Below are 17,606 nucleotides of genomic sequence, written 5' to 3'. Positions count from 1 at the left end.
GAGCATTCCGTCATCTCCTTTTGCGATCCGCTTTAAGTCATTTCAGCCGTCATTTCGTTAAGCGGTATATTTTGCGCGGCCTGCCTCTGACCGACTGCAGCTCTTCGCCTTCGTATTCGGCCAGGCCAAGCTCGCACAGGCTGACCATAATTCGCTGCGCATTCCGCTTGGTCATGGATAAGTGCGCGGAAAGATCCGAGGTCGTAAACCCGTCCCAGGACATCCGCTGCACCAGCGCTTCGATTTTTTTATACGTTTTGATGCTGATGTTGCCCTTGTTCAGCTTTTCCAGCAGCGCTTTATCATTGGAGCGATACGTATAGGTCAATTCGGCGTCACTGCCGACGCCTTCCGTAATCAGGCCGTTTTCCTGCACGACAACGATGCCCTTGCCTTCCTTCTCCTTGGCGTACTGCAATCCTTTGCGCGCATTAATCTCGGCGGACAAAGCGGTTTGCCCAAAGCCTATCCCGATTGAAACCGGCACGCCCGCCTCAAGCGAAATTTGGCTTACCGTATCGTTCAACAGCTTCATTTCGCGTTCAATGGCTCCGCGGGAACTGAAAATCTGATACTTCCCGTCCCCGATTTCCATCAGGGAGCCGTCGATTTTTTCACAAAACTGCAGCAGCATCTGCTTAACTTTCAGCTCCAGATACTGGATATGGTAGCGTGTAGCCGCTTTTTCCGCGATCAGGTCATATTGCTCCAATAAAATGATTTCCACCGCAATTTGCGTATCCTTGAAATACGAACTTTTTGCCTGCTCCACCATGACCTTGATCGCCTGGCGGATATCCATCCTCGTCATCTCGATCCGGTATGCGGGCGCGCCCGCTTCTTTGAGGAGCGTGTACACGTAATTCATGCAGGTGAGCGCTCCCTGCGTCTTCCCTTCCCTCAGCTGCTTTAAATGAAAATCGACGATGAGCTGCGGGTCGTTGTAATCGAACATTTGCAAATCAAAACAAGCTTCCGGCACCCCGGCCTCCTGCAGCGATTCGTTGAAATCCAACTCCTCCGACCCGATCATATCGATGGAAAACCGGCTTTTATCGCCCCGCTGTTCCTGGCGCATTTGCAGCAAAGCTTTGTAAAGGCTGGCCCCGGTCGGCTTGCAATAAACGACATTGGCGCTTGCTTGCAGCATGTCTTTTGCATGCGAATAAGGGATAGGCCCCGAAAAAAACCAGCCGTCCACTTCATGTCGGTGCGTTTCGATAATCGTTCTCGTTTCTTGCGGATGATAATACGGATAAGGGGTAAACGTGACCGGATAGGCAGCTTCGCGGGCTACCTCCAAAATTTTATTAACAGACGGCACGGGGCCGATAACTCCGAAACGGTAAACCATGCGCGAATTGCTCCTTCATCGCCAGACTTTCCTACTCTAATGATTATAGCAAGATTACTTTGAGGCAGAAAGAAAGGCAGGCAGCATCCGGCGATCCATGGTGATTGTGTTATGCCGGGAGCAAGCTGACGATCAAGCGAGCATTCTTCTGGCAATTCGTTCCAATAGCCGAACGCCATGAGGCAGCACGGATTCATCGATATCAAAACGCGGATGATGATGCGGCGCAGGCAGATCGGCTCCGATAATCATGTAGGTTCCCCGGCCGCCCAAATCCTGAACCCGGCGAATCATGAAACTGGCGTCTTCGCTGCCCATCGCGCTGCTTTCCCCATTTTTGACGGCGGTGAAGCCTTCGATATGCGCAGCTTCTTCAACGGCAATCGCGACAAGCTCTTGATCGCAGGCGATCGGAATCGCTGCGCCGATCACTTCCACACGGTGCTCCAGACCGTGCATCTCGGCGCTATGGGCAATAATGCGGCGGACCCGCTGCTCCAGCTCGTCATTCACTTCCTGGGAAACGGATCTTGTTTCAACAATCATTTTGGCATAGTCGGGAATAATGTTGGCAGCCGTTCCGCCTTGCAGCACGCCTACGTTTACACGCGTCGAGCCCGTACTGAATCTTGGGATCGCATGAATGTTAAGGAGCGCCGTAGCCGCGCCAAGCAGCGCATTCCGCCCTAACTCGGGACTGGCCCCGGCATGGGAGGCTACCCCGTGAAAATGAGCCGCAAGCTTCGTGCTCGCCAAAAATCCTTCAGCTCCGCCATGAAACTCCCCGCTCGGCACGCCGGTTCCCAGATGGTGGCAAAAAATCATATTTACGTCGTCCAGGTGGCCTTTTTGTACGATTGCATAGGCGCCTCGGACGCCTTCCTCCGCCGGCTGGAAAATAAGCTTGACGGTACCGTGAAATTGACCGTCCGCCAGCTTTGCGGCGAGCCCCAGGCCGATCGCCGTATGCCCGTCGTGCGCGCAGGCGTGCATGTTCCCCTCATACGCGGAGCGAAAGCCTCCCGCCTGCGGCGCATGGCCCGCATCCCTGCTTTCAATGATCGGCAGCGCATCCATGTCGAAGCGGAACGCGACGACCGGGCCGGGAGCTTTGCCTTTCAAAGTCCCGATAACCGCGGTGTAGCCGCCCTTCATCCGGCTGACAATATCCGGATCGGCGCCGTCGCGCAGCGCTCGCGCATAAGCTTCCTCCAGCGCGTCTTCCTCAGGCAGACCACGGCGCGATTCGCCGTCCATAGCGTCCTGCCCATATATGACTTCATAGCCTAATGCGGTTAGCTGGCGAACAACATGCGAAGCCGTGCGGAATTCAGTGAATCCGACCTCGGGATGAGCGTGCAGATCGCGGCGCAGTGCAATAATATCCATATAAATCACTCCTGTATTCTTATCTGTGGTCAAGTTTCATTCGGATGACAGCGGCATTACATTTTCGGATACACGCCCGGCCCGATTGGAAGACCCGCAAAATACCAGATCACCAGCAGCGTTATCCATACAAGGAAGAATGCGATCGGATACGGAAGAATAAGCGAATAGTAGGTGCCAAGCTGTGCGTCTTTTTTATACTTTTGCAAATAGCCCAGCCATAGAGGCAGGAACGGCGATATAGGCGCAAGCGGGATAACCGAGGAATCCGCGATCCGGAATACGATTTGCGCGAAAGCCGGATGAAAGCCCAGCATCATAAACATCGGCACAAACACTGGCGCCAAAATGGACCAGATCGCCGAACCGCTGGCAATAAACATCGTTAGCAGCGCCGACAGAAAGGCCAGACCGATGAAGACGGGCGCGCCGGTCAAATTCAGCTTTTCCAATACATCGACGATGCTCAAGGCCAAAAACTTGCCGATATTGCTCCAATTGAAAAAAGCGACAAACTGGGAAAGCGGAAATACCATAATAATAAAATTAGCCATGTTTTTCATCGGGTCCTGCAAAAGCTTCGGAATATCATTTTGGTGCTTGATAGCCCCTATGACAATACCGTAAGCAAGCGCTATGACAAAAAAGAACATGATGATCAAGGGAACGATACCGGACATAAAAGGCGAAGGCACGACACCGCCTGTAGCCGGATTGCGCAGGAGCGCCCCGTTCGGCACGACAAGCAGGGCTACGACGGCGATATAAACCAAGGCGACAATGCCTGTGATGCGCAGCGCTTTATTTTGCAGGGGTGTCAGCCGCTCCAGCTCCGCTTGGTGCTCACCCTGGTATTTGCCCAGTCTGGGTTCGATGAATTTATCCGTAATGAAAGCCGTCAGCAAAGTCAGGACAACGACCGAGGCGCTCATAAAATACCAGTTGTCCAGCACGGATACGGAAACTGCCGGATTGATGGATTTGGCCATGTCCGTGCTGATCCCGGATAACAGCACATCCGTGGTCACAATGAGCATATTGGCCGTAAACCCCGACCCTACCCCGGCCAGCGCAGCCAGAAAGCCTGCAACCGGGTGACGCCCGACGGCCAGAAACATTAAAGCTCCGAGCGGCGGCATAATAACGACGGCGGCATCTGAGGAAACATGGCTGAAGAAGGCGATAATGACGACAAAATAGCTGGCATATTTGGCGTTCACCATGGAAGCCATCTTGTACATGACAGCATCCAGCAAACCGGTTTTTTCGGCCAAACCGACGCCGATGACCAGCGCCAAAATGTAGCCGAGAGGGGTAAAGCCCGTAAAGTTTTTGATCACATTAGGCAAAATCCACTGAATGCCTTCGGCGCTGATCAGGCTTTTGACATAAACCGCTTCCTTCTTGACGGGATCAAAAGCGGAAATTTGAAAATAAGACAGCAAGAACGTGATGACCATCAAAATAGCGATTAAATACACAAACAAAAGAAACGGATTCGGGATTTTATTGCCGATTTTCTCGACCCATCGAAAAATTCCTTTTTGTGCGAATTCCGATCCCGGGCTTGCTTGCTGTATGGCTGCCATGTTAGTCCCCCTCTAAAACTAATTAATGAATATATAGCGAATATTTCGTTTAATTCATTATATAGAGAAGCAGGCTCATTTTCAATATAAAATGTAAGGTTTTATTACAAAAATAACTGAAGATTTAAGCTTAAATTCACTCAAACGCTTACAAAACGGAGTTTTCCTCACATCGCTTCGCGCCGCTTCAACCGTTTCGGCCAAAAGAAAAAACCTTCCGGCCTGGGGCCGGAAGGTTTTCATAGCTATTAACGAAATACTAGAACATCTTTTTGCCAAGCACATGATCCAGCGGAATAAAGCCGATGACCCGGCTGTCCATGCTGTTGTTGCGGTTATCGCCCATGACGAAGATGTGATCCGCCGGAACCGTCCACGTTTTGCTCGAATCCTCCCGCATTTTCTCGTTCAGGTAAGGTTCGTCAAGCGGCTCGCCGTTGCGGTATATTTGATGATCCTTGTATTCCAGCACATCCCCGGGCTTCCCGATCACGCGTTTGATCCAAATGTGCCTGTCGTCAGAACGGGAGAACAGGCTGAGCAGCGGACTGTCCAGCAAATCGTTCTTGAGCGATCGCTTGAGGTCAACCCGGCTGTCGATGATGACGATATCTCCGTAATTCGGCTCATAAGAGAACGTATGGGAGATCTTGGACACAAACACCCTCTGGTTGTCATGCAGTGTGGGGTCCATGGAGTGTCCGCTTACTTTGGTCGATTGAAACACAAAAACACCTAAAATGACGACGAGTACGAATGAGATCGCGATGGAGCCGAACCAGCTCCATATTTGTTTCAACAATTTCACCATTGCAACGCTCCCTTGTTCGGCCGTTATTCCGCCAAGCCATGCTTGAAAGCATAGATGGCCGCTTGCGTTCGATCTTCAACGCCCAATTTGGCAAGCACATTCGTGACATGAAACTTCACGGTTTTTACGCCGATGAACAGTTCGTCGGCCAATTCCTGATTCGACTTGCCTTTGGCAATGAGGCGCAGCACCTCCATCTCACGTTCGGTCAATTCTTCATGGGGAGCCGTCTCCGCCTTCGGCTGGCGAAAGCGGTTCATGATTTTGGACGCAACCTGAGATTCCAAAATCGACTGCCCTTTGACCGCGGCGCGGATCGCCTGGGCGATTTCGGAAGCCCGCGACGTTTTGAGCAAATAGCTGAACGCGCCCGCTTCGATAACCGGATACATTTTTTCGTCATCCAAAAAACTGGTCAATACAATTACTTTACACTCCGGATACAGTTGAAGCAACTTTCGCGTCGTCTCGATGCCGTCCATCCCTTCCATGACGAGATCCATCAGCACGACGTCGGGCCTGTACTCCTGGGCAAGCCGTATTCCTTCCAGGCCGTTGCTGGCCTCTCCGACCACTTCGATGCCTTCTTCCGTGCCGAGCACGGCCGCCAGTCCGATCCGCACCATCTCGTGATCGTCCACCAGCAAAACTTTAATATTCGAGTCCATTCGCTTCTCCTCCTGAATTGGCTAAGATCGGCACACGAATCTCGATCCGGGTTCCCCGATCCGGCGCAGTAATGATGTGCAGATTGCCGCCGATTTCGTTGACTCGCTCTTTCATGGACACAATTCCGTACGACGTATGCTTCTTTGCGTCCAGTTCAAACCCGACCCCGTCGTCGCGAATCGCCAGACGGATGCCGTCGGAGCGGTGCAGCAGCTTGACCTCCAGCTTGTTCGCCTTGGAATGGCGCAGCGCATTGGAGAGCGCTTCCTGCACAATCCGGAACAAGTGGTCCTCGATCCCTTTCGGCAGCCGGATTTCGTCGTCCATGTCCCACGAAATGTCCATCGGCACTTTGGCGGACAGTTCCTTCAGCAGCTCGACAAGCCCTTCGGACAGCCGCTTGCCCTCCAGATGAACCGGGCGCAGATGCAGCAGCAGCGCTCTCATCTCCGATTGCGCAACGGACGCCATCTCCTCGATGAGAAAAATTTGCCGCTGCGCTTTCTCAAAATCTTTATCGAGCGTCCGGCCGACCGCCGTAGCCGTCATCGAGATGGCGAACAGCTGCTGGCTGACCGCATCGTGAAGCTCGCGCGCCAGCCGCTGGCGCTCCTCGATAATGGCGGAAAATCTCGCTTTTTCCGCAAGCTCCGCATTATCGTTGGACAGACGCTGCAGGGAAGTCACCTGTTCCTCCCATTTTATCATAACTCGCCCGAGCTGCTCGCCGAGCCGCCCGATTTCGTCCTCGCCGATTTCGAACCCGGTCCGGATGAACTTCCCTTTCTCGAGCTGCACCATCGTTTCCATCAGCGGTCCCAGCCTGCGGGTTATGCGGTTGCTGTTCCAGAAGCCGTACGCCGCCCCGATCCCGATCACGATGCCGAACGCCATAAGGCTGAATTGAACGCCCTCCTGCCAGGAACGGAACGGCTGGATCAAACTCCGCGAGTTCAGAAAATATATAATGACGCCGAAAATGACCAGACTGAAGAGAATCGACTCGCCCATGCTGCGCCATATCATATTCGTAAGTTTTCTTTTATAGCCGTCCAAGCGCGATTGTCCCTCCCAAAACCGGTTAAAAAGCGATTACAAAATTTTGATATCGACATCTCCTACGATGTAAGAAAGAACTAGTTTCACGCGATGGTCCGTATGCTCGAAATTCTGGGACTTCCAAACAAGCTTGTTCATGACGCCGGCTTCTCTTTCCCTGTCCGCCATAATTTGTCCCAGCATGACCGACGAAGTTACGGAAACGCCTATATCTTCCGGCACTACGATGTCAACGTCGCCGATGACGCCCTGCAGAATGACCGTAGTCTCCTTTTGCTCCAAAATGGCCAGCGACAGGTCGATATACGTCTCCCCGATCATGTACCAGATGCTGCTGTTGCGTAAAATCCAGGGCTCTCTGCCGAGCCGGATGCTGTCTATAATCTTATGCTTCTGGATGTACGTATCGTCCTTGTGCAGACGCTTCGAACGGATGAAGTACAGCCCCAAGGAAATCAACACGACGGAAAGCACGATCGACAAATGATTGCCGAACAAAATAATAGCGCCTACTGCGATCAATACGTAGCCCTTATACTCTCTGTGCGACCGTAGCCTATGGATGCCGAGCAGGATGAGGACAGCCGCAAGTATGGGAAAAAAGCCGATCAGGTGATCCAAAAGCAAAAAAAGACCGGCTCCGATCAGCAAAAGCGCTGTATTCCGGCTGCGGTTGTTTTTGGTTTCTTCTCCCATGTTGCACCTCCTCTGGCTGCGCGGATAGTAAGTATGTTTTGCAAGCGAATGACAGCAAAACGAAAGCCGGCCGGCCCGATACCCGGTTATGGCCACATTTTCTTAGCATACCATAACAATGTACGGCCTCCAAGATGCAAATGCTTGAGGCGGCAGGGCACCCGCCGGCGCCGGGCCGGTGCTGACGCAGCTGCAAGGGGCCGGCGACGACGCTCAGAAAGCAAATTGACGATGCTAGCGCTGCCGCTCCTTGCCTTCCCGGTATGGGACGCGCCCTCCGTACAGTGGCCGGTTATGAAGCGGCTCGGCAGACCGGACCGGGCTTCGCTGGGCTGAGCTGAGCTTGGCAGGCCCGACTGGCCGACCCGGGCCGGAGACAGGACCTGCGAACCCCCATGACGCCGTAGACGTCACCCTACAGAACGAATCCCCCCTATACCCGGCAAAAAGCCTGCACAATTGCAGGAATGCCGCGCTATCAACAAACAAGAAGCTAGTAAAACCCCCCACGTTAGAGGAGATAGTCACAATCTGCCCGTCTGCACGAAAAAAACCTGCAAAAATACATGAATTTACGTCCTTGACCGCCGGTTACGATGAATTCCTGCAAAAGTGCAGGCTTTTCAGCGAACACGTGGGCTCAAATTCACTTTCAGCGAAAATTCCTGCACTTTTGCAGGTTTTTCGTCAAAACAAGCCGATTCTGCGAAAAAAACCTGTACATTTGCAGGTTTTCTCCCTACCAAGCTGTCCCTGGCCCAGTTGTACAGTTCCACGACCTGCACCGGGAGAGGTCGCACCGCGCGCAGCTCCCAGCGCGCGGTGTTTCGCTGCACGACGGCGGTCGGTCGACGGGCGCGCCCAGCCTCGGCCTTTATTTGCGCGCGGTTGCGCCAAAGGGGCCCCTCCCGCTTCCTCGCGGGCCCAGCAATGCACGGCCCCGCGCTACTTCGCGCGCGGGCCGCCTCTCTCGCCGCTGCTGCGGCTCTGCTGCCACTCCTTCTGGAGCTTCACGCGCATCGTGCGCAGCTCCTGCTTGACGTTGCAGCCCGCCTCCTTCAGCGTCTCGGCCGACATGCGGCCCGCTTCGCGCAGCCCTTGCCAAGCCTCGCGGCCCGCGTTTTCCAGCTCGCGCAGCGTGTCGCGGGCCTGGGCCCCGTGCAGCCCGCCATGCGGCTGCACATCGTCCGCACCGGCGGCGCGCAGCCGCTGCAGTTCCTCCGCGAGCGCCAGGACTTCGTCCTGGGAGCTCGCGTACTGCGTGCGGTAGTGCCCGCACGCCGCTTCCAGGCGCAGCTTCTCCTGCAGCGCCGCCCGGGCAAGCTCTTCCTCGCCGGCGCGCATCGCCAGCTCGGCCTGCTCCGCGCGGAGCCGAGCGAGCTCCTCCGCGTTCACAAAGTGCTGACGCAGCTCGAACGTCCGCTGCAAAGTCTCTTCGTAGCGCTGCTCCAGCGCCCGGATCCGCCCGCTTGCTCCCGTCTGCGAGCCGAAGCCCCCTCCTTGCTCATTCATCGAAAAGCGCTCGGCGGTATCGTGCCAAGCCGTTTCAGCCATTTTACCGATTCTGTTCAATACCTTCATTAACCCCACCCCGGCCTATTTAAGTTTACAGATCGAACCGATCCGAATGCGTGCGTCTGCCCAGCAGCCTGAATCCATAGCCGATCAGCACAATCGCCAATGCGAACGCGATGAAGCCCGACAATTTCACGGCCAGGATCAAAGCTCCCGCGGCGGCGATCAGCCAGCCGATCTTCTTCCCGTTGCAAATGCCGACATAGCCGAGCCCAACCATCGAAAGCGGCAGCAGGTACCCCATAAGATGAAGATGAATTCCGATTATATGGGATGCAATGATCAAGCCGACCGCAATAAAAATCAAAGCTAATCCTCTATTGCCTTTCATGGACATGCACGTTCCCGCCTTTCGCTCATTCCTTATGCTACTAGCGTATACAAAAGAGACAAGAAGCAAAACGGACCCGCGACTGTTTTTCGACCTGGACCAAAGTCTAGGTATTTCTCAGACCTTCCACATTTTGGCCGTTGTTTCAGGCAAAATACCAATGTTAAAATAATTGGAGCCGAATCCGGTGTGTTCCAGCATCGGTACGGGGGACGATTTAATTGGGGTGAATATTTGCTGATTGTCGAAGCAGACTAGGGAGAACCTTCTTCCCGAACCCGTCAACTAACCTCGGAGGCTTTAATAAGAAGGAGGAATAGCGAATTGAATACGGCTATAAAAGGACTCGCTGGCCTTGCTGTATCTATTACAGTTCTGGCAGGAGGCTTTCTTTCGCCGCACCATGCCAAAGCGGCCGAAATGGAAGTAAAAGTGCAGGTAGACAATGACCTTGTCGGTTTTCCGGATGCACAACCTTATTTAGACACGAATCATTCCACGCAGGTCCCCATTCGCTTCGTAACCGAAAAACTCGGCTATACGGTCCAATGGGAAAAAAAGGGCAATCAAATTAAAGTAACTTTAAACAACGGCAAACATACGATTGCATTGGCATCAGGCGATCAAAAAGCGGTCATCGACAACACCCCCGTCGACATGGGCACCCATGCCGGGTTTCAGGACGGCAGAGTGTTCGTTCCGCTGCGATTCATTTGCGACGCTTCCAAAATTCCGATTCAATGGGATGCGGACAGCAAAATGGCCATCTTAAGCAAAGACGGAAGCCAATATGCGCCCAAGTTTGAAAGCTTTAAAGCAACCGCTTACTCGGCCGATCCTTCCGAGAACGGCGGCTTCGGCGCCGTCGACTACATGGGAAATCCGCTGGCGCTGGGGACAGTCGCCGTAGATCCGACGGTCATTCCGCTCGGCACCAAGCTTTACATCGAAGGCTACAATTTCGACGGACTGCCGGTAGGCGGCATGTATGCCTATGCAACCGACACAGGCGGTTCCGTAAAAGGCAATCATGTGGACATCTTTATCCCCGGCTCCAAAGAATCGCTGCAGCAATTCGGCATCCAAAACGTGAAAGTGTTCCGCTTGCCCAGTTAATTTCGACAAAGCAGGTCCTTGGAGATCCTATTCTCCATGGGCCTGCTTTTTGTATTTGAGCGAATTTGCCTCACAAATATTGCCTCTTTTCCTCCGCATAGGTTCTGTTGGCAGGTCAGACAATAACCTCAGACTGTTTGGAAGCAAGCCTGCTTCAAACTTTAAGGGGGAGACTTATGCCAAAACTCCATCGCATGATGATTGCCGCCGCGCAGCTTGCCGTCGTTTTGAATGTGACGACCGCCGCCATGCCGGTGCCGCAAAGCGAGGTCGTTTGGAATGTGCAGACCGATCAAAAGCTGGTCGCGCTGACGTTTGACGACGGGCCCAATCCGGTGTATACGCCCCAATTGCTGGACGTTCTTAAGCAGTACGACGCGAAAGCGACTTTTTTTGTGCTCGGCAAGCGCGTGCAGATGTATCCGCAAATCGCCATCCGGGAAGTGAACGAAGGGCATGAGATTGCCAATCATACGTACGATCATCATTATTTGAAACATGTCAGCCCGGACAAATTGAAAGAGGAGATCGAACAGACGCAGGAAATTATTTTCGACATTACCGAGCAAATTCCTCACGTGTTCCGTCCGCCCGGCGGCTTTTACGATCAATCGCTGATCGAATTGGCCAAGCAGGACCGGTTCACGGTTGTGATGTGGTCCTGGTACCAGGATACGAAAGACTGGCGGAAGCCGGGCGTCGACAACATCGTCCGGTCCGTGCTCAATAACATTCACAACGGCGATATTATTTTGTTCCACGACTTGCAGGGAGACTGCTCGCAAACGGTGGAAGCTCTCAAAATCGTGCTGCCCGAGCTTAAAAAGCAGGGCTATCAATTCGTAACGGTCACCGACCTGATTTCGAAAATGAACAAATAAGCAGCGCAAAAAGACGGCCTCACGGTTCATCGTCCGCTGCGCCGCCTTTTTCCGTTATTTAAAAGAAATCCGCCAAATATGTAGTCCGTTCGGGTATCGCCGAGTCCAGCCGCCTAGCCGTCGCAGGGCTGCCCTGCAGGCGTTCCGTCTCCGCCAAAAAGACGGCTTTTTGATAACCCATAAACAAAGTGGTCAGCGTTTGTATCGAACAACTGAGCAATTGCTCCTCATTCGGCAGGACGCTCCCGGAGAGCTTCACTACTTCCACAGCGCCGGTTTGTGCATCCGCCCGCACTTGAAACACGCCGTTGTTCCATTCCGCATGCTCGTCAGCGACCCGCAAGTACAGCGCCTCCTTGATTCCGTCCGTCCGGAACGGGAACCGGGATAGGAACGATTCCACATCGACGATTCTGGCCATGAAGTAAGGAACTCTCTCCTGCTTGAATGCCGGATTAGGCACCAAAAACGGGAGCGCGTCGTTCACGGGGGCTTGGACAAGCACCTTGTCGATCATCGAATCGTGATCCGCTATAAATTTCCACAATCCGCGCCGTGCCTCCTCGTCCAGAAACACAAGCTCATGAATCGTCATGATTTTGTCCTTAACCTGATAAAACACATAGCCGGTATGCTCATTGCGGGCATTGAGATGGACGCCAACCGTTCCTTTTTTAAACTTGAACCAGCGGTTGTTCCACCATTTCAGGTCCCGCTTCAGCATGCCGTTATAGCGGACCGCGTGCTTTTCATAAATCGGATTCAAAATCTCCGGATCTTTCCCGATGCGCATCACCCTGCTGCCTGCGGCCGCTTGAAAGCGGGGGAGCTTGTCGTGCGTGATTTCGTATTTGCAGTATTCCGAATACATTTCCCAGCCGAATTTGCGGTAAAACTCAAACTTGAACGGATGCAAAAAGGAGAGCGTCTGGCCTTTCTCTTTCATCTTTTTCAATATGAGAACGAGCAGCTCGGATACCATGCCGCCCCGCCGGTATTCCGGCCATGTCGCTACACCCGAGATGCCGCCCATTGCAAAGCTGCGCCCGTGCAGCCACGTTTCCAAATCCAGCAAGGTCAGTTTGGCCGCCAAACGCCCGTCCGCGAAATATCCCAGAACGGCGTCCGGATCGGTCAAGTCCATTCGATCCTGAAATTCCTCCGGGGTAAGCTCCAATTGAAAAGCAAATTCGGAAAGCGCGACGCTATCCGCCACTTCTTCCCGCTTTAATGCGCGAATCTCGCCCATGGCGATCACCTCTTCGTTCGATTATTAGCCCGTATCCTTCGGCAATTTCATAGTAACACAAAGAGCGGCCGCATTGCGCGGCTGCGTGAAAATCCGGCTTCGAACGAGACGAAATCCGGAACCGTCGGATCAAGGCCTACGGGACACGTGTCCAATCAACCCATCCGCTCCGCACATACACTATACAAGAAATTTGAAGCCTTTACTTTACAATCCAGGAGGGAATAATATGTCGTATTCATATGGCTATGGTGGCTATGGTGGCTATGGTGGCTATGGTGGCCATGGTTGTGGCTGCGGAGCTCCTGTAGGAGGTTTTATGACTTCGCCGGCAACAATTCTTGTCCTGTTTATCCTGCTTGTCATCATTCTCCGCACATTTCATATTTAATCTGTAAAGAAACAAATCGTATATGCCAATAGAACTATAAATTGGAAGCAGGCAATAACGCGGGCCGTTATGATCTGCTTCTTCTTCCATGTCCGATGTTGACGAAACAACGCGGTTATGATAATCTCATTATGTGAAAACGTTTACCCGTTTTCATTAGCTTTAAGAAATTGGAGATAAACTTATGGCCGATTATACGATTAAAGATGTTGCCCGAATGGCAAACGTATCGATTGCGACCGTTTCCAGAGTGCTGAACGGAACGAAACGCGCGAATCCCGAAACGCGGGAGAAAGTGATGAGAGCCGTCGAATTAACCGGCTTCAGACCCAACGCATTGGCGCGCGGGCTCGTGAACAAGCGGACTCATGTAATCGGCGTGATGCTTCCCGAAGTATCCAACGAAATATTCGCCCAGGTGATCAACGGCCTGGAAAGCATTTTGGATGCCGAAGGCTACAGCATTTTTTTGGCCATCACCAACGGAAACGAAGAAAAAGAATTGAAATATTTTCAATTGTTCGAGGATAAAAAAATTGACGGGATCATCCTTTCAGGCGTGAAGTATTCGTCCAGCCATAAGCAATTTTTCAGCAAAAAGCAAATCCCTGCCGTCGTCATCGGCCAGCAATTTCAGCTTCAAGGCTTGCCTTCCGTGGGCATCGACAATGTCGAGGGCGCTCATAAGGCAACCACGCATTTGCTCGATAACGGGCATACCAAAATCGGCTTCATTTCAGCTCCGCTCTATGACCTGGCTGTCGGGGTCGACCGTTTGAAAGGCTTCAAACAGGCCATGAAGGACCGGCACATATCCGTATCCAAACAAAGCATAGTTCACGCCGATTCTTTCAAAATAAGCAGCGGATACGAAGCGGCGAAAGCAATGTTAGCGCATACATTTAAACCTACCGCGATATTTGCCGCGACAGATAGACTTGCGCTCGGGGCGATGAATTATTTGTATGATCATGGCTGGACAATTCCGCAGGATTGCTCGATTATCGGCTTTGACGACATCGAAATCGCCTCCCTGGTACAGCCCAAATTAACTACCGTCCAGGTTAACTATGCGGAATTCGGCACCCAAGCCGCGAATATGCTGCTCGAGATGCTGGAAGACAATACGAAAAACTTGAAAAACAGTATTATCGTGCCGACAACCCTTGTGATCAGAGACAGCGTGAAAGCCAACGGGGAGCCGTAAAATTTTTTTGGATATTTAGGAAAACCTTTTCCTGAGTTATATATGAATAATGTCCCATTATTCGGAAATTTTAAGGAGGTGATCCGGGGCGAAGTTATTGAAGGACATCGTTTTAAAGCAGCAACCGTATATGCATGAACAATTTTATTTTAGGGGGAAAACCGACATGAAAAAATCAGGTCTTGTTATTTCACTGGCAGTAATGCTTGTATTTGCAATGATTGCAACCGCTTGCGGGAAAAGCAGTTCCGGCGGCACGGCTTCTTCGACGCCCGGCGGCAGCGGCGGCTCCGCCGACAAACCGGTCAAAATCACGCTTCTCGAATCGAAAGGCGGCGAAGTTACGAAGCTGCTGACCGAAGCAGGTAAAGAGTTCACAAAAGCGAACCCGAACATTACCATTGAAGTCATGTCGACCGGTGACGGCCAATCTCCTTACGAGAGAGCCGCTACGCTTTATGCGGCAGGCACGCCTGCGACGCTCGCCATGCTCGATGCCGGCGACATCGTCAAGTTCAAAGACAAAGCCGCCGATCTTTCCGGCGAAAAATGGGTAAGCGATTTGGCGCAGCCTAACCAGATTGACGGCAAAACGTTGGCGTTCCCGTTCTCGGTCGAAGGATACGGCCTTATTTACAACAAAGCCGTGCTTGACAAAGCGGTCGGCGGCACTTTCGACCCGGCTACGATCAACACGACTGCCGCTCTTGAAGAGCTTTTCAAAAAAATTCAAGCGTCCGGCCCTGCTCCATTGACGATCGGCAGCATGGATTGGTCGCTCGGCAACCACTTCTTGGCTCTCGCTTACGCGGCGCAGCCGGACGGCAACGTGGACAAGTTCCTCAGCGGCTTAAAGTCGGGCAGCGTCAAAATAGCCGACAACGCGGCGTACAAAGGGCTAATCGACACCTTCGACGTCATGAAAAAATACAACAAAGGGAAAAACGATCCCCTTTCCGTTACTTACGAGCAAACCGCGGCTTCCGTAGCCAAAGGCGAGGCCGGCATTACGTTTAACGGCAACTGGATGATCAGCGAATTGCAAAAAACGAGCGCGAGCGGCGAATACGGCTTCATTCCGGTGCCGGTGAGCAACAACGCAAGCGACAAAGCAAATTCCGCCATCGCAATCGGCGCGACCAAACAAATTTTTATCGATAAAACGAAAAATACCGAGGAGCAGCAGGCCGCAGCCAAAAAATTCCTCAACTGGATCGTGTACGATAAGGCAGGCCAGGATTTCCTCGTCAACAAGGCGAGTATCATTCCGGCATTCAAAAACATTACGCTCGAGCCTAAAGATTCTCTTGCCAAATCGATCAAAGCTTACAACAATGCCGGCAAGTCCATTCCTTTCGCAGGCAACTACGTACCTGGCGACCACTGGAAAGTGCTTGGCGCTTCGATGCAAAAATATCTCGTGGGCAAGGATGACCGGGCTGCTCTAGCGGCTGAAATCGAAGATTACTGGAAAAATGTGAAGTAACATTTCATGTCGATGGATGGGACCCATGGTCTTGTCCATCGACTCTCAATTCATATCGAAGCGGAGGAGTACCGCGTGATCTCTGAAAAAAATGCATTCAAGAGAGCGGGCCATCAACTTTTTTTTACCGGCCCGACGCTTTTCGCGTTTTTGGCCGTCGTCGTCGTTCCATTTATATACGGCATTTATTTGACCTTTTTTCAATGGGACGGAATCGCGACCGAGATGCCTTTTGTGGGCGTGAACAACTATATCGCCGTCTTTCATGATTCTAAATTTTGGGGCGCCATTTGGCTGACCCTCAAATACGTCGTTATCACTGTCGCTCTAGTTAATGCAATAGCTTTCTTATTGGCTTATTTCGTAACTTCGGGAAACAAGGGGCAAAATTTTTTCCGCACCATCTTTTTTGTGCCGAATTTGATCGGCGCGCTTGTGCTTGGATTTATTTGGCAGTTTTTATTCAACAGCTTTTTTGTTGCCATCGGTCAAAAATTTGCTTTGGAAATATTCGCGACCTCCTGGTTGGGCGATGAACATAAAGCTTTTTGGGCGCTTGTCCTTGTTACGGTTTGGCAAAATGTCGGCTACATGATGGTTATTCTCATTGCCGGTCTGATGAGCGTGCCGAAAGATATACTGGAAGCGGCGACGATTGACGGCGCAAGCAGTTGGACCCGGCTTACCCGCATGGTGCTGCCGCTGATGGTGCCGGCGTTTATCGTTACGATATTCCTGACGCTGAGAAACGGATTCATGATCTACGACCTGAATTTGGCGCTGACGAAAGGCGGCCCGTTCGGAAGCACGATCATGGCTTCCATGCACATTTATAACAAAGCGTTTCAGGCTCACGATTACGGATTGGGTCAGGCGGAAGCTTTCATTTTGTTCTTCCTGGTCGCAGGCGTAACCACCCTTCAAGTTTATTTCAGCAAAAAATTGGAGGTTGAAGCCTAATGAGAGCAAGTCATCTCGTTCAACAAACACTTATTTATATCATTTTATCGGTGGCGCTGATCGTTTTTGGCTTCCCTTTTTTGCTGGTTTTGCTGAATTCGTTTAAAACGAACGCGCAAATCGTCGAATCGATCGTTTCTTTGCCGACTTCGCTTCATTTTACGAACTTCGCCATTGCCATGGATAAAATGAATTATTGGGGCAGCCTGTGGAATACGGTCGTGATCACGCTCCTGAGCGTTGTATTGATCTCGCTGCTGACCTCCATGACCGCTCATTATTTCGTGCGGAACAATACGAAGCTGAACAACACGTTTTTTTTCATGATGGTCTCCTCGATGATCATCCCGTTCCAGTCGATTATGATCCCGCTCGTTTCCGTATACGGCCAAAAGCTCGGGTGGATTCAAGCGCAGCCGCAGCTGACGCTGATTTTCATGTATCTCGGATTCGGCAGTTCGCTCTCGGTGTTCATTTACCACGGTTTTGTGAAAGGGATTCCCCTTGAGCTGGAAGAAGCGACGCTGATCGACGGGTGCAACCGGCGGCAAACGTTTTTCAAAATCGTGCTGCCGATCTTAACGCCGACTACCGTCACGATTGGCATTTTGAACATATTGTGGATCTGGAACGACTATTTGCTTCCCGTTTTGATTTTGCAAAATGCGGGGCAAGACAAGCTGACTTTACTGCTCGCGGTAAAAGTGTTCAGCGACACCTACTCGACCAACTACGAGCAGTTTTTGCCGGCAGTCTTGATGATTGTGCTTCCGCTGTTCATCGTCTATATGTTTGCCCAGCGCTACATTATTCAAGGGGTTACGCAGGGTGCGATCAAATAAT

General features: G+C 52.1%; 17 protein-coding genes and 1 riboswitch. Of the genes, 7 read left to right on the top strand and 10 right to left on the bottom strand.

Annotated features, from left to right (window positions below; all coding sequences use genetic code 11):
- Positions 1-49: 49 nt before the first annotated feature.
- The 9 genes from AC0LWT_RS03835 to AC0LWT_RS03795 all read right to left on the bottom strand — a co-directional run bounded on the left by AC0LWT_RS03835 (position 50) and on the right by AC0LWT_RS03795 (position 9,479).
- On the bottom strand, positions 50-1,354 hold the full coding sequence (locus AC0LWT_RS03835) for a helix-turn-helix domain-containing protein (RefSeq protein WP_474679899.1): 1,305 nt from the start codon (positions 1,352-1,354) through the stop codon (positions 50-52).
- A 132-nt stretch (positions 1,355-1,486) separates the two neighbouring features.
- Entirely contained in the window at positions 1,487-2,743 is a 1,257-nt protein-coding gene (locus AC0LWT_RS03830; protein WP_474679898.1) for an amidohydrolase, read from the bottom strand.
- Between the two features lie 56 nt (positions 2,744-2,799).
- Positions 2,800-4,332, bottom strand: a complete 1,533-nt coding sequence (locus AC0LWT_RS03825; RefSeq protein WP_474679897.1) for an AbgT family transporter — start codon at positions 4,330-4,332, stop codon at positions 2,800-2,802.
- 259 nt (positions 4,333-4,591) lie between these two features.
- Entirely contained in the window at positions 4,592-5,143 is a 552-nt protein-coding gene (gene lepB, locus AC0LWT_RS03820) for a signal peptidase I (RefSeq protein ID WP_474679896.1), read from the bottom strand.
- Positions 5,144-5,166: 23 nt separating this feature from the next.
- Complete coding sequence (locus tag AC0LWT_RS03815; RefSeq protein ID WP_474679895.1) at positions 5,167-5,811, bottom strand: response regulator transcription factor; 645 nt, start codon at positions 5,809-5,811, stop codon at positions 5,167-5,169.
- On the bottom strand, positions 5,795-6,868 hold the full coding sequence (locus AC0LWT_RS03810; protein ID WP_474679894.1) for a sensor histidine kinase: 1,074 nt from the start codon (positions 6,866-6,868) through the stop codon (positions 5,795-5,797). Before AC0LWT_RS03810 ends, AC0LWT_RS03815 begins: the two co-directional genes overlap by 17 nt.
- Before the next feature lie 36 nt (positions 6,869-6,904).
- Entirely contained in the window at positions 6,905-7,567 is a 663-nt protein-coding gene (liaF, locus tag AC0LWT_RS03805) for a cell wall-active antibiotics response protein LiaF (RefSeq protein ID WP_474679893.1), read from the bottom strand.
- 945 nt (positions 7,568-8,512) lie between these two features.
- Positions 8,513-9,148, bottom strand: a complete 636-nt coding sequence (locus AC0LWT_RS03800; protein ID WP_474679892.1) for a PspA/IM30 family protein — start codon at positions 9,146-9,148, stop codon at positions 8,513-8,515.
- A gap of 25 nt (positions 9,149-9,173) precedes the next feature.
- Positions 9,174-9,479 carry a LiaF transmembrane domain-containing protein gene (locus AC0LWT_RS03795; RefSeq protein WP_474679891.1) on the bottom strand — a complete coding sequence of 102 codons (306 nt, stop codon included), beginning with the start codon at positions 9,477-9,479 and terminating at the stop codon, positions 9,174-9,176.
- A gap of 160 nt (positions 9,480-9,639) precedes the next feature.
- A riboswitch (cyclic di-AMP (ydaO/yuaA leader) is annotated at positions 9,640-9,788 on the top strand.
- Between the two features lie 9 nt (positions 9,789-9,797).
- Between AC0LWT_RS03795 and AC0LWT_RS03790 the strand changes: the two genes are divergently transcribed.
- Entirely contained in the window at positions 9,798-10,589 is a 792-nt protein-coding gene (locus AC0LWT_RS03790) for a stalk domain-containing protein (RefSeq protein WP_474679890.1), read from the top strand.
- A 176-nt stretch (positions 10,590-10,765) separates the two neighbouring features.
- Complete coding sequence (locus AC0LWT_RS03785; protein WP_474679889.1) at positions 10,766-11,470, top strand: polysaccharide deacetylase family protein; 705 nt, start codon at positions 10,766-10,768, stop codon at positions 11,468-11,470.
- A gap of 58 nt (positions 11,471-11,528) precedes the next feature.
- On the opposite strand, the gene AC0LWT_RS03780 is transcribed toward AC0LWT_RS03785, so the two are convergent.
- Complete coding sequence (locus AC0LWT_RS03780; protein ID WP_474679888.1) at positions 11,529-12,719, bottom strand: GNAT family N-acetyltransferase; 1,191 nt, start codon at positions 12,717-12,719, stop codon at positions 11,529-11,531.
- A gap of 229 nt (positions 12,720-12,948) precedes the next feature.
- Here AC0LWT_RS03780 and AC0LWT_RS03775 point away from each other — a divergent pair, with 229 nt between their 5' ends.
- The 5 genes from AC0LWT_RS03775 (at position 12,949) to AC0LWT_RS03755 (ending at position 17,605) form a co-directional block, all read left to right on the top strand.
- Positions 12,949-13,110 carry a hypothetical protein gene (locus AC0LWT_RS03775; RefSeq protein ID WP_474679887.1) on the top strand — a complete coding sequence of 54 codons (162 nt, stop codon included), beginning with the start codon at positions 12,949-12,951 and terminating at the stop codon, positions 13,108-13,110.
- A gap of 184 nt (positions 13,111-13,294) precedes the next feature.
- Positions 13,295-14,317: a LacI family DNA-binding transcriptional regulator gene (locus tag AC0LWT_RS03770; protein ID WP_474679886.1), complete on the top strand. Its 1,023-nt coding sequence runs from the start codon at positions 13,295-13,297 to the stop codon at positions 14,315-14,317.
- A 166-nt stretch (positions 14,318-14,483) separates the two neighbouring features.
- Positions 14,484-15,803: an ABC transporter substrate-binding protein gene (locus tag AC0LWT_RS03765; RefSeq protein ID WP_474679885.1), complete on the top strand. Its 1,320-nt coding sequence runs from the start codon at positions 14,484-14,486 to the stop codon at positions 15,801-15,803.
- 75 nt (positions 15,804-15,878) lie between these two features.
- The gene (locus AC0LWT_RS03760) at positions 15,879-16,763 is read left to right on the top strand and encodes a carbohydrate ABC transporter permease (RefSeq protein WP_474679884.1); all 885 of its coding nucleotides are present in this window, start codon (positions 15,879-15,881) and stop codon (positions 16,761-16,763) included.
- Positions 16,763-17,605, top strand: a complete 843-nt coding sequence (locus tag AC0LWT_RS03755; RefSeq protein ID WP_474679883.1) for a carbohydrate ABC transporter permease — start codon at positions 16,763-16,765, stop codon at positions 17,603-17,605. The genes AC0LWT_RS03760 and AC0LWT_RS03755 overlap by 1 nt, the downstream gene beginning before the upstream one ends.
- Position 17,606: the final 1 nt, after the last annotated feature.

The sequence above is a fragment of the Paenibacillus sp. sgz302164 genome (assembly GCF_056120505.1).
This window is presented reverse-complemented; position numbering and strand designations above follow the sequence as displayed.